Annotated in this window: 16 protein-coding genes; all 16 read left to right on the top strand. The window is 34.0% G+C overall.

Annotated features, from left to right (window positions below):
- Nucleotides 1–86: 86 nt before the first annotated feature.
- The 16 genes from MWH28_RS00600 (at nt 87) to MWH28_RS00675 (ending at nt 15,729) form a co-directional block, all read left to right on the top strand.
- On the top strand, nt 87–734 hold the full coding sequence (locus MWH28_RS00600) for a hypothetical protein (protein ID WP_248617320.1): 648 nt from the start codon (nt 87–89) through the stop codon (nt 732–734).
- A gap of 129 nt (nt 735–863) precedes the next feature.
- On the top strand, nt 864–1,835 hold the full coding sequence (gene hemB, locus MWH28_RS00605) for a porphobilinogen synthase (protein WP_248617321.1): 972 nt from the start codon (nt 864–866) through the stop codon (nt 1,833–1,835).
- Between the two features lie 275 nt (nt 1,836–2,110).
- Nucleotides 2,111–3,403, top strand: a complete 1,293-nt coding sequence (hemL, locus tag MWH28_RS00610) for a glutamate-1-semialdehyde 2,1-aminomutase (protein ID WP_248617322.1) — start codon at nt 2,111–2,113, stop codon at nt 3,401–3,403.
- 407 nt (nt 3,404–3,810) lie between these two features.
- A complete protein-coding gene (locus MWH28_RS00615; protein ID WP_248617323.1) occupies nt 3,811–4,341 on the top strand; it encodes a Gx transporter family protein in 531 nt (176 codons plus the stop codon).
- Nucleotides 4,342–4,387: 46 nt separating this feature from the next.
- Nucleotides 4,388–4,963 (top strand): Maf family protein, encoded by a 576-nt coding sequence (locus tag MWH28_RS00620; protein ID WP_248617324.1) that lies wholly within the window; start codon nt 4,388–4,390, stop codon nt 4,961–4,963.
- A complete protein-coding gene (gene radC, locus MWH28_RS00625) occupies nt 4,956–5,639 on the top strand; it encodes a RadC family protein (protein ID WP_248617325.1) in 684 nt (227 codons plus the stop codon). Before MWH28_RS00620 ends, radC begins: the two co-directional genes overlap by 8 nt.
- A 29-nt stretch (nt 5,640–5,668) precedes the next feature.
- A complete protein-coding gene (locus MWH28_RS00630) occupies nt 5,669–6,733 on the top strand; it encodes a rod shape-determining protein (RefSeq protein WP_248617326.1) in 1,065 nt (354 codons plus the stop codon).
- Nucleotides 6,734–6,774: 41 nt separating this feature from the next.
- On the top strand, nt 6,775–7,671 hold the full coding sequence (gene mreC / locus MWH28_RS00635) for a rod shape-determining protein MreC (RefSeq protein ID WP_248617327.1): 897 nt from the start codon (nt 6,775–6,777) through the stop codon (nt 7,669–7,671).
- Nucleotides 7,668–8,165: a rod shape-determining protein MreD gene (mreD, locus tag MWH28_RS00640; RefSeq protein WP_248617328.1), complete on the top strand. Its 498-nt coding sequence runs from the start codon at nt 7,668–7,670 to the stop codon at nt 8,163–8,165. The genes mreC and mreD overlap by 4 nt, the downstream gene beginning before the upstream one ends.
- Nucleotides 8,166–8,225: 60 nt before the next feature.
- On the top strand, nt 8,226–10,061 hold the full coding sequence (mrdA, locus tag MWH28_RS00645) for a penicillin-binding protein 2 (RefSeq protein WP_248617329.1): 1,836 nt from the start codon (nt 8,226–8,228) through the stop codon (nt 10,059–10,061).
- Nucleotides 10,042–10,689: a septum site-determining protein MinC gene (gene minC, locus MWH28_RS00650; RefSeq protein ID WP_248617330.1), complete on the top strand. Its 648-nt coding sequence runs from the start codon at nt 10,042–10,044 to the stop codon at nt 10,687–10,689. The genes mrdA and minC overlap by 20 nt, the downstream gene beginning before the upstream one ends.
- Nucleotides 10,690–10,703: 14 nt before the next feature.
- Entirely contained in the window at nt 10,704–11,495 is a 792-nt protein-coding gene (gene minD, locus MWH28_RS00655) for a septum site-determining protein MinD (protein ID WP_248617331.1), read from the top strand.
- A gap of 19 nt (nt 11,496–11,514) precedes the next feature.
- Nucleotides 11,515–11,778: a cell division topological specificity factor MinE gene (gene minE / locus MWH28_RS00660; RefSeq protein ID WP_248617332.1), complete on the top strand. Its 264-nt coding sequence runs from the start codon at nt 11,515–11,517 to the stop codon at nt 11,776–11,778.
- 55 nt (nt 11,779–11,833) lie between these two features.
- Entirely contained in the window at nt 11,834–12,961 is a 1,128-nt protein-coding gene (rodA, locus tag MWH28_RS00665; protein WP_248617333.1) for a rod shape-determining protein RodA, read from the top strand.
- Between the two features lie 82 nt (nt 12,962–13,043).
- A complete protein-coding gene (locus MWH28_RS00670; protein WP_248617334.1) occupies nt 13,044–13,919 on the top strand; it encodes a site-2 protease family protein in 876 nt (291 codons plus the stop codon).
- 142 nt (nt 13,920–14,061) lie between these two features.
- Nucleotides 14,062–15,729 carry an Rne/Rng family ribonuclease gene (locus MWH28_RS00675; protein WP_248617335.1) on the top strand — a complete coding sequence of 556 codons (1,668 nt, stop codon included), beginning with the start codon at nt 14,062–14,064 and terminating at the stop codon, nt 15,727–15,729.
- Nucleotides 15,730–15,769 lie beyond the last annotated feature (40 nt).

Below are 15,769 nucleotides of genomic sequence, written 5' to 3' on the forward strand. Positions count from 1 at the left end.
CTGGACAATTAAAGAGCTTTAAATGGCTTTTTATTTAAAGGATTTAGTTTGTAATTGTAAATTGTACATTATAAGGGAGTGTCATTGTGTCTGCTCAAGTGAAAGGTATTGTCATTGAAGGGGTACCAGCTACGGGAAAAACAACAATAATTGAACATCTTTTGCGGAATGGACAGGTTTTAGAGCGTGATTTTATGCCCTTGTTGGTTTATGGTGAAGATTTAACGCAGCGAGTATTAGAAGCTAAACATAATCAAGGACAAATTACTAAAGAGGATAATTTAAATCTATTGAATGATATTTTAACCCCTCTAGAGCGTTATCAAGAATATTACCACCAGCGAGGATGGCAGGGAGCAGAACAAGAGCACTGTTATGCCTTTTTATTGGAGAGGTTCCATTTAACCCATGCTACTTATTTTGATCACCTAAGCTGGGGAGAACTAATAGAGATAGATAATCGCTTAGCAGATTTAAAGGCAAAGTTAGTCTTATTGACAATGAACAAGGAAGTGATGGCTGAGCGAATTGTTGCTAGTCGAGGAAGTAGATGGAGAAGTTATATCTCTCGGTTTGGTTCGACAGTAGAGGAGATTGTTGAGCATTATTATCAACGACAACAGCGGAAGTTAAAATTAGCTCAGCAGAGTAAGTTAGTTAGCTTGGTGTTGAATACCAGTGCTAAGGATTGGGGAGCGTTGGCCCAGCAAGTGCTTCAATTTTGGGGGGTATAAAATTGACAATTGACAGAATGTACAATGGACAATTAAAAATCTTTAAGTATTTTTAGCTTTAAAGGTTTGCTCTTTAATTGTAAATTGTGAACTGTAAATTGTAAATTATAGTTTTAAAGGAGGGATAGGATGGATTTAACTAGACGGCCACGCCGTTTAAGACGGACAGCAGCGATTAGAGATTTAGTCAGAGAAACAAAATTGAGCGCTGATGATCTGATTCAACCATTATTTGTGGTCAATGGTGAAAATGTCAAGGAAGAGATTCCTTCTTTGCCGGGTAATTATCATCTATCACTGGACATGCTAATGGATGAGGTTGAAGAGTTGGTTCAAGCTCAAGTTGCAGGAGTTATTTTATTTGGAATTCCAAAGAGCAAGGATGAAGAGGGTTCTAGTGCTTGGGCAGAAGAGGGGATTGTACAGCGGGCTTGTCGGGCAATTAAAGAAGAATATCCTGAACTATTAGTAATTACCGATGTCTGTTTATGCCAGTATACTAGCCATGGACATTGTGGTATTCTAGAGGATGGAACTGTAAATAATGATCCAACATTAGATAATTTGGCTAGGGTTGCTTTATCCCATGTTCAAGCAGGGGCTGATATGGTAGCTCCTTCTGATATGATGGATGGACGGGTACGAGCAATTAGAGAGAAGTTGGATCAAGAAGGCTATCAAGAAGTAGCAATTATGTCTTATGCTGCTAAGTATTCTTCAGCCTTTTATGGGCCATTTCGTGATGCAGCCCATTCTGCTCCTGGTGAGGGAGATAGAAGTTCTTATCAGATGGATCCAGCTAATAGTGATGAGGCACTGACAGAGATTGAACTTGATTTAGAAGAAGGGGCAGATATTATCATGGTCAAGCCTGCCTTATCTTATCTTGATATTATTAGACGGGCCAAGGATAATTTCAACGCTCCACTTGCTGCTTATAATGTCAGTGGGGAGTTTGCAATGATTAAAGCAGCAGCAGAAAAAGGTTGGATTGATGAAGAAGAAGTTGCTTTGGAGATGTTGACAAGTATCAAACGGGCAGGGGCTGAGATTATTATTACATATTACGCGAAAGACGTAGCTAAGATATTGAATAATTAATAGAGAATAGTGAATAGTTGAAGATCAAGAGCTTAATTATAATTAAGTGTCAGTTATGTGTGGGAGTGTGAGTGAGGTTAAGATCATAAGGGCTAAGGTTTTGCTTTTACTCACACACACTACTCACACTGACACTAAATATCAATTAAATTGTTTTCAAAGGTTTTAACTGTCAACCGTCAACTGTTCACTGTCAACTTGTGTTAATTAGTGATTTTTAAGGTTATTAACTATTAGTTATTAACTATTAACTGTTCTTAACCGGAGGTGTTAGTATGAAAAAATCAGAAAAGTATTTTAAAGAAGCTCAGGAGGTTATTCCTGGGGGGGTAAATAGTCCAGCACGAGCTTTTAGTGCTGTTGATAGTGATCCATTATTTATTGAGAAAGGTGAAGGTTCAAAGATCTATGATGCCGATGGGAATGAATATATCGATTATGTTGGTTCTTGGGGGCCAATGATCTTAGGATATAACCATCCTCAAGTTGTTGAAGCTTTACAATCACAGATCCAAAAGGGGACTAGCTTTGGAGCACCGACTGAGGTTGAAACTGAATTGGCCAGCTTAATTGTTGATAATATCGCTTCAATTGATAAAGTACGAATGGTTAATTCAGGTACAGAAGCAACGATGAGTGCTATTAGATTGGCTCGAGGTTATACTGGTCGAGATAAGATTCTTAAGCTAGAAGGTTGTTATCATGGACATGGCGATAGCTTATTGATTGATGCTGGTTCGGGATTGACTACCTTAGGGATTCCTAGTACCCCAGGAGTGCCAGCTAATGTTGCTCAAGAGACGATTATTGCTCCGTATAATGATTTGGAGGCAGTTGAAACTATCTTTGCGGAGTATGGTTCTGAAATTGCAGGGATTATTTTAGAGCCTGTAACTGGAAATATGGGAGTTATTGCTCCACAAGATGGTTACTTAGAAGGTTTAAGAGAGCTGACTGATGATTATGAAGCGGTCTTAATCTTTGATGAGGTAATGACCGGGTTTAGGTTAGCTTATGGTGGAGCTCAAGAGTTATATGATGTTGAACCTGATTTGACGACTTTTGGTAAGGTGATTGGAGGAGGTCTGCCTGTTGGTGCTTATGGTGGTAAAGCAGAGATTATGAGCCATGTAGCTCCTGAAGGGCCAGTCTATCAAGCAGGAACCTTATCAGGTAATCCTTTAGCAATGACTGCTGGGGCTGAGACGTTGAGATTATTATTGCAAGGTGAGGTTTATGAACAATTAGAAGAGAAAGCAAGTAAGTTAGCAGCTGGTTTTAAAGCTAACATTGATAAATTGGATATTCCTGCTACTGTATCACGGGTCGGTTCAATGGTCTGTCTCTTCTTTAGTCCAACTGAAGTGACCAACTATCAGGATGTTCAGCAGTGTGATACCGATGCTTTCGCTCTTTATTTCCAAAAGATGTTGGAGCAAGGTATTTATTTACCTCCTTCTCAGTTTGAAGCTAACTTTATTTCGTTGGCCCATAGTGATGAAGAACTGGAGTTTACAATTGAAGCTAATTATAAGGCGTTGCAAGAAGTAAAGGAAGACTACTTTTAACTTTAGTACAATAATGTGTCAGTTATGTGTGGGAGTGTGAGTGAGGTCAAGACCACAAGAGCTAAGGTTTTGCTTTCACTCACACACACTACTCACACTGACACTGTTGTGTTATGTTAATAATAACAATTTAATTAGAAGGATATCTATCAAGTTGATGTAAATGACTTTTAAACAAAAGGTAAGTTCCTTGAGAGCTTGCCTTTTATTTCTTTGAAATGAAAAATTAAAAGGGTTGTCTTTGTTCTTTAAAAATGATAAACTAAGTAATGTAGGTTTTGCTCTTAAGTACTACTAGGTGGCTATTATCAATTATTGGAGTAATTGACCTAAAAATATAAATTAAAGTTAAATTTAGTGTTTATAAAATAAGTAAGTTTGTTATAATAATGAAAGAGAGGTTGGGTATGAAATTAAAAAAGCGGTTAACTTTGTCATTATTAGTAGCAGGAGCGATTGTTTTACATATTGTAGAGGCGATGTTGCCTACTTTTTTGGTTATTCCTGGAGCTAAGCTTGGTTTAGCAAATATAATTACATTATTTGTTTTACTCTATTTTGGATTTAAAAGTGCATTTCTAGTTATAACTTTAAGAATATTTCTATCATCATTATTAATTGGTACTTTTTTCAGTATCAGTTTTTTTTTAAGTCTGACTGGAGGGCTGCTTAGTCTTTTAGTTATGGGTTTTGCTTATTATTTTTACTCACATAAATTCAGTATAATAGGAATTAGTGTCTTAGGAGCAGCATTTCATAATTTTGGTCAAGTATCAATGGCCAGTGTTATAATTGATAATTGGCGTTTGATACTTTATTTGCCTTATCTACTATTGTTATCTTTACCAACAGGAGTTTTTGTAGGACTAGTTGTAATTAAATTAAGTAATTATCTAGAATTTGACTTGGTTAAAAAGCAGAAGCTTGAAGGTAACTAATAGCGGTAGTAGTTTTTATTATAAACTGGATTGGAGGAATCATTCTATGGAGAAAATTATTTTGGCTTCCTCTTCTCCGCGGCGACGAGAGTTATTAGCTAGACTAGGGGTTAAATTTGAGGTTAGACCTAGTAAGATAGATGAAAATAAGGTTAAAGAAGATAGACCAGATAGATTAGTACAAAAGTTATCTTTTTTAAAAGCAGAAGATGTAATTAATACTCAGGATGAAATAGTTATTGCTGCTGATACAGTAGTTAGTCTAGATAATAAGATTTTGGGTAAACCTAAAGACTCTGAAGAAGCTTTTCGGATGTTGACTAAACTCAGTGGGCAAAAACATCAAGTTTTGACTGGAACTACAGTGCTGACTGCTCAAAGAAGGTTGACAGATTATCAAGCAACAAGTGTAAGTTTTAAAGAGTTAACTGCTCAAGAAATAGAAGAATATATAGCTACAGGGGAGCCTTTGGATAAAGCAGGAAGTTATGGGATTCAAGGAATGGGAGCAGTATTTGTCAAGGAGATTAATGGTTGTTTTTATAATGTAGTAGGGTTATCATTGTATAATTTAAGAAAGATGCTAACAGAGTTAGGAGTGAAGTTCAGTTTAAATGGATAATTATGTAACGATTAAAGATATGCCTAGTGAAGAGCGGCCACGAGAAAAGATGGTTAAATATGGAGCAAGTACATTATCTACTGCTGAATTGTTGGCCCTGATCTTAAGAACAGGTTCTAAAAAGAGAACTGCATTAGATTTAGCTAATAAATTGCTGACTGCTTGTGGAGGGATTAAGTGCTTAATAGATTTAAGCATTGAAGAGTTACAGCAAATAAAAGGGGTTGGTTTGGCTAAATCTAGTCAGTTGAAGGCTGTAGCAGAATTGAGTAAAAGATTGCTCAGTGCTCATTCTGATTTGAATAAGATCAGTTCACCTGAAGATATTGCTCAGTTTATGATACCTAAATTAAAAGATCTTCATCAAGAAAGCTTTCAGATTGTTTTATTAAATACTAAAAATGAGATTATTGGAGTTAGAGAAGTTTTTAGAGGGAGTTTGAATAATTCAATTGTACATCCAAGGGAAGTTTTTCGTCCAGCGATTAAAAAAAGTAGTGCAGCAATTATATTGGCTCATAACCATCCTAGTGGAGATGTAACACCTAGTCAAGAAGATATAGAAGTTACTAAAAGGTTATCTCAAGTAGGGGAACTGGTTGGAATTGAAGTACTAGATCATTTAGTTATTGGAGTTAATGATTATTTTAGTTTAAAAGCTAAAAATTTATTTTAAAATTGTTATTGAAAGGGGTATAGATTATTATGGTATTGAATTTTTTGACTGCACCATTTTCCAGAGATATGGGAATAGATTTGGGAACTGCTAATACATTGGTTTATATTAGAGGAAAAGGGGTTTTAATTCGTGAACCATCAGTGGTCGCGATTCAAAATAATGCTGATTCTAAAGAAGGTGTTTTGGCTGTAGGAAATGATGCTAAGAATATGATAGGAAGAACTCCAGGTAATATTATGGCTGTTCGACCAATGAAAGATGGGGTTATTGCTGATTTTGAAGTGACAGAGAAGATGTTAAAGTATTTTATAACTAAAGCACATAAGAGAAAAAGGTTGGTTAGACCTAGAATTGTAGTTTGTGTTCCTTCTGGAGTTACAGAAGTAGAGAAAAGAGCAGTTATTGATGCGGCTTTACATGCTGGAGCTAGAGAGGCTTATTTGATTGAGGAGCCAATGGCTGCTGCAATAGGGGCCAACTTACCTGTCCATGAGCCAACAGGAAATATGGTTGTTGATATTGGTGGTGGAACAACAGAGGTAGCAGTAATTTCCTTAGGTGGAATTGTGACTAAAGATTCGATTAGAGTTGGTGGAGATGACATGGATGGAGCAATAGTTCATTATATCAAAAATAATTATAACTTAATGGTAGGAGAAAGAACTGCAGAAGAGATCAAGACAGAGATAGGTTCGGCTTATTTTGCTAGTGAGGTTGATCAAAAAGCAAAAGAATCAATTGATATTAGGGGGCGTGATTTAGTTAATGGGTTACCTAAGACAGTTGAAGTTAGTGCTGGAGAAATTCAAAGTGCATTGAAGGAGCCGGTTAGTGATATTGTACGTTCAGTAAAGAGTACATTAGAGAATACTCCTCCTGAATTATCTGCTGATATTATGGATAGAGGAATTGTAATGGCTGGTGGAGGTTCTTTATTAAGCGGGTTAGATCAATTGATTTCTGAAGAGACAGGCATGCCTGTTTATTTGGCTGATGATCCATTAGATTGTGTGGTTTATGGAACAGGAAAGGTATTAGAAGAGTTGAATAATTTAAAAGATGTTTTAATTACTCCCAAACGTTTATCATAAAATAGGTGTAAGGGAAGTAACTTATAAATTGGGTGGTAGCATTGTTAAATTTTTCAAAGAAACATCAGAAGATATTTGTAACACTTATTCTTTTATTAATTTTGATTAGAGTTATTAATTTAGCTAGCTTAGATAAAGATTATAATTTAGTTGAAGGAGCAATAGTTGATTTAATAAATCCTGGTTTTGGGCTAATTAACTCTGTTCAGAATTGGCTTAAAGAGTCAACAAGAGTAGTGCTCAATTATCAACAAGTAAAAGAAGAGAATAAGCAGTTGAAAGAAAAAATTAATGAGTTAAATTATTATCAAAATAAATTAAATAAGGTAATGGTTCAAAATCAAAATTTCAGAGAACTTTTGAATTTTAAAGAATATGTACCTTATGATTTATCAGGAGCAAGTGTTATTAGTTATGGAAGTGATAACTGGTCAAAGACATTGATGATTGATCAAGGACAAAAAGATGGTATTGAACGTAATATGCCAGTAGTAGCTGAGAATGGCTACTTAGTAGGACGGATTAATAGAGTTACTAATCGTACTGCTCAGGTTTTGTTGTTAAATGATCCTACCTTTGTAATTGGTGGTTTAGTGCAAAGAGAGGAGTCAAGAGATTTAGGGGTTGTTAAAGGTCAACTTGAAGATGAAGAATTGATAATGGAAGAATTAGCTTGGGATGCAGATATTAAAAAAGGTGATATAATCGTTACCTCAGGTTTATCTGAACATTATCCACGAGGAGTCCCAATTGGAGAAGTTATGTCAGTTAGTCCTGATAATTATGGCTTAACTCAAAAAGCAGAAATCGACTCTTTTGCTATGTTATCTAAATTAGAAAAAGTACTAGTGATTACCGATTTTAGCACTAAAACAGACTTATCAATATCCTCCTTTGATGAAAAACATCCTGAACTTAATGAGGAGGTAGATAGATGATCTATCTCTTTTATGTGGTCCTTGGAATTGTTTTCTTTATTTGTCAGTCTTTGATCTTTTCAGGAGGGGTATTAGATCAAATCATTCCTGATTTTTTATTGATTTTAGTGATGATTATATCTATTAATCACGGGAAAACTGCTGGAGGAGTAGCTGGATTTATAGGTGGATTTTTTCAAGACTTATTTGCAGGAGGATTATTTGGAATCAATATTATTACTAAAGCTATAGTTGGATTTTTAGTTGGTTTTTTTAAGAAAAAAGTTTATCAAGATAGTTTATTATTACCTCCTTTAGTATTATTTTGCGCTACTATTCTTAATCAGTTACTTGTTATTTTATTTACTGATTATTTATTAAGGTTTCTTACTTTAGAACAAGCAGTTGAAGGAGTAATTCTTCCTTTAGCTACCTTAAATGCCGGAATAACCTTAATTGTTTATCCATTTATTTATAAAATTGATTCTTATTTAACTGAAATTAATCATAATTAGAAAGTTATCTTTAAAATATAGGATTATATTCTAGGATTAGTATAACAGGAGGAAAATTAAGTGAAAAATGATAGTGAAAGAAGGTTATTTCACTTTACAATAATAGTAGTTTTGATTTTTGGGGTTTTATTTGCTCAACTATATTACCTTCAAATTTATAATGGAGAGCTATATAAAAGGTTATCAGAAGGAAATAGAACCTCTATTCTTCCTATCAGTGCTCCTCGAGGGAAGATTTATGATCGCTCTGGAGAAGTTTTAGTTTCAAATAAAATGACTTATACTGCTTCTTTAATCCCTGATGAGATTGATGATTTGGATTATGTTTTAGAGGTTTTAGAACAGATTTTAGAAATAGATCAATTGGAGTTAGAAGATAAAATTATTGCTAATAAAAAAGATAAATTAGTAAGACTGAAAAGGAATATAAGTCAAGAAGAGTTAATTATGCTAGAAGAGAATAAAGAGCAGATTCCAGGATTAATTATAGAAAATATTCCAATAAGAAGCTATGTAAAAGATAATTTAGCTAGCCATATTTTAGGATATGTTGGTGAGATATCTGCTAATGAATTGAGTGATTTAAATGAGCAAGGATATAGAGCAGGAGATATACTTGGCAAAACAGGTTTAGAGTTAATTTATGAAGATTATTTAAGAGGTGAAAGAGGAAGGCAACAAGTAGAAGTTAATAATCTAGGTCAACAATTGAGGGTTTTAGGAGTCGAAGATCCAGAACCAGGACATAATTTAGTTTTAAATATTGATCATCAATTACAGCAGACAACGGAAGAGTTATTAGCTGATAAAGTGAAAGTAATTAAAAAAGAACTTGAAGATGAAGAGCATCCGCCAATTGGTGGAGCAGCTATTGTGTCTAACCCTAAAAATGGCGATGTTTTAGCAATGGCTAGCTTTCCTGATTATAATCCTAATCTGTTTTCAACAGGAATTTCAAGAACAGATTGGGAGGAGCTTAACAGCGACCTTACTAGGCCACTCTTAAATAGAGCAGTTAATACCAGTGCTCCTTCAGGTTCTGTCTTTAAAGTAGTAACTTCAGCAGCTGCATTAGAAGAGTTAGAAATTAGTGGGGATGATGAATTTTATGATCCTGGTTTTTATGAATTAGCAGGGACTAGATTTGGCAATTGGTATTCAGGAGGACAAGGAGAAATAGATTTCATAGATAGTTTGGCTTGGTCGAATAATACAGTATTTTATAAACTAGGACATAAACTTTATAAAGAAGATCAGACTATTTTGCAGCATTATGCTCGCCAATTTGGCTTGGGAGATAAGACAGGGATTGATTTAAAGAATGAAGCAGAAGGATTAGTTCCAGATCCAGATTGGCGTAGAAATTACTTTCAAGGTATAGAGGATAGAATTTGGTATCCAGGTTATACGATTAATATGTCGATTGGACAAGGTAATCTAAGGGTATCTCCAATTCAGTTAACTAATACAATGAATGCTATAGCAAATGAGGGTAAAATTTATCAACCGTTATTAGCGGATAAGGTTGTTGATCAAGACGGAAATGTAGTTCAAGAAATAGAATCTGAGTTAATAAATAATCTATCTTTATCTGAAGAAACAATGACTGTAATTCAAGAAGGCCTAGAGGGGGTTGTAACCTATGGGACTGCGAGGGATAATTTTTCTGAAGTCGAAATTTCTTTAGCAGGTAAAACAGGAACAGCTCAAACTGGTAGAAATAACCCTAACCATGGTTGGTTTGGTGGTTATGCACCAGCTGATGATCCAGAGATTTCAATAGTTGTCTTTCTTGAGTATGGAATTTCTAGTGGAAATACTCTTCCTATAGTTGAAGGGATAATGCAGGAGTATTTTGATTTAGAAGATCTAGATGATGATCAGAAAGAAGGTTAATCTTGTAGGAGGAAAGAAGATGGGAAGTAATGGAGTTGTCTTCAAAGGTGATTTAGAAGGGTTGATCATTATTTTAGATGATCAACTTGATTTTTCGGAGTTAATAACTGAATTGGAACAAAAATTTGAACAAGCTGGCAAATTTTTTAATGATGATCTGATTGCTAGGATTAAATTAGGGGCTAGATCATTATCTATTACTGAAAAGAAAAGGTTAGTTGAGGTATTTAAAAAACAGCTTGATCTATCTGTAATTGAATTTATCAATGATGAAACTGATTTTGAAGCTACTCAACAAGAAGATACATTATTAATTAAACGAACGATTAGATCTGGTCAATCGGTCTCTTTTGCAGGCAATATTGTGATTCAAGGAGATGTTAATCCAAGTGCTGAAGTTATAGCTGGAGGAGATATAGTTGTAATGGGGGTTATTCGTGGGATAGCACATTGTGGGGCCAATGGAAAGCGAGATGCTACTATTTCTGCTTTTCGATTAGAACCAACTCAACTAAGAATTGCTAACCAAATTAGTAGAGCTCCAGATGGTTTTGTTAGTTCTCCGGATACTCCAGAAATTGCTTATATAAAAGATGGACAGATTGAGATTGATTATTTGAGGAAATAGAGGGGGGAAGTTTAGTGGATGGCAAGGTATATGTAGTTACATCAGGCAAAGGTGGAGTAGGAAAGACTACAACTGTTGCTAATTTAGGAACAGGTTTGGCTAAATTAGGAAAAAAAGTGGCTTTGATAGATGCTGATATTGGTTTGCGTAATTTGGATGTAGTTTTGGGATTGGAAAATAGGATTGTTTATGATATTGTAGATGTAGTAGAAAAAAAATGTAGGCAGGAACAGGCTTTAATCAAAGATAAAAGATATAGTAGTTTATGTTTGTTACCAGCTGCTCAAACTCGAGATAAAACTGCTGTCAGTCCGAAGCAGATGGGGGAATTGATTACTCAGTTAAAAAAAGATTTTGACTATGTAATTATAGATTCTCCAGCAGGAATAGAACAAGGTTTTAAAAATGCAATTGAAGGAGCAGATGAAGCAATTGTAGTGACTACTCCTGAAGTGGCAGCGGTAAGAGATGCAGATAGAATTATTGGTATGTTAGAGGCTGAAGGGTTGTCTAACCCTGAATTGATTATTAATCGAGTTAGAGTTGATATGATGAGACGAGGAGATATGATGAATATTGAGGATATGGTTGAAATTTTAGCTATTCAACTATTAGGAATTGTCCCAGAAGATGAAAATATTGTAGTTTCTACTAATACTGGAGAACCAATTGTTTTAACTGAGGATGCTCAAGCAGGAGAAGCTTTTTGGAATATTACTAGACGATTAGAAGGAGAAGATATTCCACTAATTTCTTTAGAAGAAGGGGTTGTTGACCGTTTGAAGCGATTTGTTGGTTTAAAATAGAATGGGGGAGGATTAAAGTGTGATAGATTTAATGAAAGGGATGTTCAATAAAGATGAGCTACAGAGTAAAGATTTGGCAAAAGAACGACTGAGACTAGTCTTAGTTCATGATCGAATGGGTGTTTCACCAGAAGTGATTGAAGATATGAAAGAAGAGTTGATCCAAGTAATTTCTAAATATTTAGAAATTGATAAGGATGGTTTGGAGATGGAATTAGATAGACAGGAAAATTCTGTGGCATTAGTAGCCAATATTCCTGTTAAGCAATTAAAAAAGAGATAAAATTAATAAATTAAAATTGACTACTCCATTAATTCAAGAAGGAGTGAAAGGTTTTGTGAATAAATTAATAAAACAGATTGACTATTTAATTCCCTTAACTGTTGTAGTATTAGTTATTATTGGAGTTACTTTGATTAGAAGTGCTACTTTTATCAATGGCACTGCTTTTTTGGAAAATCCTTTCTTACAAAGGCATGGTGCTTCAATTTTAATTGGGTCTGTAGGTTTAATAATCAGTCTATTTTTTGATTATAGAGTTTTACGGAATTATTCTACAGTAATTTATGTTGGTAATATTTTGATGTTATTATCTGTTTTAGTGTTGGGCCAAAGTATTAGTGGGGGCCAACGCTGGATTAGACTTGGACCACTCAGTTTTCAACCCTCGGAACTAGCTAAGTTGGCTGTAATCATCACTTTAGCTGATCTGTTAGCCAAAGAAGATTATGATGTCAGTCAAATTAAGGGTTTAATTGTTCCGATTATCCATGTGGCTATTCCGATTTTATTGATCTTAGCCCAAAATGACTTAGGAACTTCTTTAGTTGTAGTGGCTACTTTTGTGGGAATGATCTATATTGCTGGAGTTAATTCTAAATTATTAGTGGGGGTTGGTGCAAGTATTTTAACCACTAGTATTGGCTGGATAACTGCTCATCTTCATTGGGATGTTCCTATTCCCTTGCAAACTTATCAATTAAATAGATTGCTTGTCTTTGTTGATCCTCATTTTGATCCATTGGGTTCAGGTTATAATCTGATTCAATCTCAAATTGCAATTGGTTCAGGGCAGTTATGGGGGACAGGATTATTTGGGGGGAGTCAAAATCAACTTAGATTCTTACCAGAACGGCATACTGATTTTATATTTTCTGTCTTAGGTGAAGAATTAGGTTTTGTAGGAGCAGGAGCTGTCTTGTTCTGTTATTTTATTCTTTTATGGCGGGGAATTAAGGTTGCTGAAGAAGCTAAGGATGAGTTCGGTAGATTGGTTGTAGTAGGGATTTTAGCGATGTTTGCCTTCCATATTTTAGAGAATGTAGGAATGACAATTGGGATTATGCCTGTGACAGGAATTCCTTTACCTTTTTTAAGTTATGGAGGAAGTTCAATGATTACTAGTTTATTAGCAGTAGGTTTAATTATCAATATTAATATGAGAAGAAAGAAGATATTATTTTAGTTTAAATGACCAACTTGGCAAAATAGCATATTAATTTATTGTCACTAATAGTTATTATATAATGAAAGAAGGTGGCAATAAGTTGTTCAAAATAAAAGGGGTAAAATTTAAATTAAATTTATTGTTTTTGGTAGTTTTATTCTTGTTTTCTATTTCGGGATTATTTACTGAAGCATCCTTGACCTTTTTAATTGTTTTATTGCATGAGTTGGCCCATTCAGTAGTTGCAGTTAGTGAAGGAGTTAAGGTTAATGAGGTTGAGTTGTTGCCTTTTGGTGGTGTCGTTAAATTTGCTAATTTAATTCAATTAAAGCCAGCAAGTGAAATCAAAATAGCATTAGCAGGGCCAGTATTTAATTTATTGTTGGTTTTAGTAATCTTATTGCTAATTAGATATGAAATTATTTTATTAAAGTGGGGGCTTTTTTTAATTAGATTAAACCTGACAATTGGATTATTTAATTTGATACCTGCTTTACCTTTGGATGGTGGGCGAGTCTTACGGGCCAAATTGACAACCCAAATTGGATTTAAAAAAGCAACCTATCAGGTATTATATTTAAGTAAAATTATAGCTATCGGTGTTGCAATTATAGCAATTATAGGAATTTATTTAGGTAAGGTTAATATTATGTTATTAATAATTTCTTTTTTTATTTATTTTATTGCCTTAAAAGAAAAAGAGTATACCCCTTATTTATTAATGGAATATATTGCCAAGAAGAAAGAGAAGTTTTTAACTGAAAAAGTAGTAGCTGTTGAACAATTGGTCACTGAACAGCATACGCCTCTTAAAGATATCATTGAACGATTAGTACCTAATCGTTTTAATGTTATTTTGGTAGTTGATTCTGATTTAAACATTTTAGGATCGGTTACAGAAGATAAATTGATCAATGCATTGATTGAGGAAGGGTTAGATTTATCGATTAAAAGCTTATTGAATGAAGAAGATTAATATGTTTTTATTGGATGAGCATAGTTTAGAAAAGTTATGGTAAAATAATTATAACTATGATTTCAAATTGGCTACCTTAAGAGGTTAGAATAATTTATTGCAAATTATTAAATAATTTATAGTGCAAGAAAGGAAGGATACCGTGGGAAAGGAGATAGTAGTTAACGCTCAGGGTTTAGAGACCCGTGTCGCTATTTTAGAAAACAGGAAATTAGTAGAGATTTTATTTGAAAGGGATTTTTCCCAACAAATAGTAGGAAATATTTATTTAGGTCAAGTTGAAAATGTCCTTCCCGGGATGCAATCGGCTTTTGTAGATGTAGGTTTAGAAAAGAATGTCTTTGTACATGTTAAGGATATATATCCCTCATCAAATAAAAAAAGAATTGAAGAATTATTAGAGCCTGGTCAAGAGATCTTAATTCAAATTGCCAAAGAGTCACTAGGTTCTAAAGGGCCGCGTGGCACTTGTAAGTTAAATATTCCAGGTCGGTATGTAGTTTTATTAAATTATGTAAACCACGTTGGGGTTTCTAGAAGAATTGATGATGAAGAAGAAAGAAAGAGATTACGTCAATTAGCTCAAGATATTGTACCTAATGATAGAGGGATTATTGTTAGGACTGTAGCAGCTTACAAATCTGATCAAGAAATTAAACGAGATCTTAATTTTTTGCTTAAAATTTGGGATGATATACATAAGAAAGCTAAAAAATCTAGTGCACCACAGTTGATACATCAGGATTTGAATTTAATCAAGCAGGTAGTTAGAGATAAGTTTAGTGATCGGATTGATAAATTTATTTTAGATACGAAGGAAGATTATTATCAAGTAGAGGGATTAATTGACTATACTTCCCCTCAATTAAAATCAAAAATCTATTACTATAATCACCCTAAACCTATTTTTGATCATTATGATATTGAAGAAGAGATAGAGAGTTTATTAGAACGGAAGGTTTGGTTAAATTGTGGTGGATATATTACGATTGATACTACTGAAGCCTTAACTGCTGTTGATGTCAATACAGGAAAATATGTAGGAAAAGATAATTTACAACAGACAATCTTAAAGACAAATATTGAAGCAGCGCGGGAGATTAGTAAGCAACTGCGGTTAAGAGATATTGGTGGAATCATTATTATTGATTTTATAGATATGAAAAGTAGTCAAGATCAAGATAAAGTCTTACAGGTTTTAAAAAATAAGTTGGCCCATGATAAAACTAAGACCAATATTTTAGGGTTGACAAAATTAGGATTAGTAGAGATGACACGCAAAAAGGAAAAGGAAAGAATTGGTCAGTTTTTACAGCAAGATTGCTCCTATTGCCAAGGAACTGGAAAGATATTATCAGAAGATACAATTGTCTTACAAGCAATTCGTAAAATTAGAGAAGTATTGTGGAAGAAGAAAAAGGAAGCTATCTTACTAGAAGTACATCCTAATATTGCTGCTAAGTTGATCGGTTTAGGTGGTAAGAATTTAGAAAAGTTAGAAAAAAGATTAAAGAAAAACATCTATATTAAAGGTAATCCAGAACTGCATTTAGAAACGATAGATATTTTAAAAATGGGTTCAAGAGAAGAGATTGAAAAATTAGCTTTACCAGTTGAAGTTGGAGATGAGTTAGTTTTAGAGATTGAAGAACGACATTTATTTCGCTCTCAAGATGGTATTGCTCGATTAAAAGGGTACATTATTGATATTAAAAATGGAGGAAGTAATGTAGGTAAGAGAGTTCGAGTTGAGATCACAAAGGTCACTAAAACTTATGCTCAAGCAAAGATTATAGAAGTTAATAATTAATTATTGCTCTTAAATTGAACTCTGCTTGACAGATTTAAGT

This window comes from Natroniella sulfidigena (assembly GCF_023223645.1).
GTDB lineage: Bacteria > Bacillota > Halanaerobiia > Halobacteroidales > Halobacteroidaceae > Natroniella > Natroniella sulfidigena.

Coding starts and splice junctions, on each gene's coding strand:
- hemB (WP_248617321.1), top strand. CDS start 864: ATGGATTTAACTAGACGGCCACGCCGTTTAAGACGGACAGCAGCGATT.
- hemL (WP_248617322.1), top strand. CDS start 2,111: ATGAAAAAATCAGAAAAGTATTTTAAAGAAGCTCAGGAGGTTATTCCT.
- MWH28_RS00615 (WP_248617323.1), top strand. CDS start 3,811: ATGAAATTAAAAAAGCGGTTAACTTTGTCATTATTAGTAGCAGGAGCG.
- MWH28_RS00620 (WP_248617324.1), top strand. CDS start 4,388: ATGGAGAAAATTATTTTGGCTTCCTCTTCTCCGCGGCGACGAGAGTTA.
- radC (WP_248617325.1), top strand. CDS start 4,956: ATGGATAATTATGTAACGATTAAAGATATGCCTAGTGAAGAGCGGCCA.
- MWH28_RS00630 (WP_248617326.1), top strand. CDS start 5,669: ATGGTATTGAATTTTTTGACTGCACCATTTTCCAGAGATATGGGAATA.
- mreD (WP_248617328.1), top strand. CDS start 7,668: ATGATCTATCTCTTTTATGTGGTCCTTGGAATTGTTTTCTTTATTTGT.
- minC (WP_248617330.1), top strand. CDS start 10,042: ATGATCAGAAAGAAGGTTAATCTTGTAGGAGGAAAGAAGATGGGAAGT.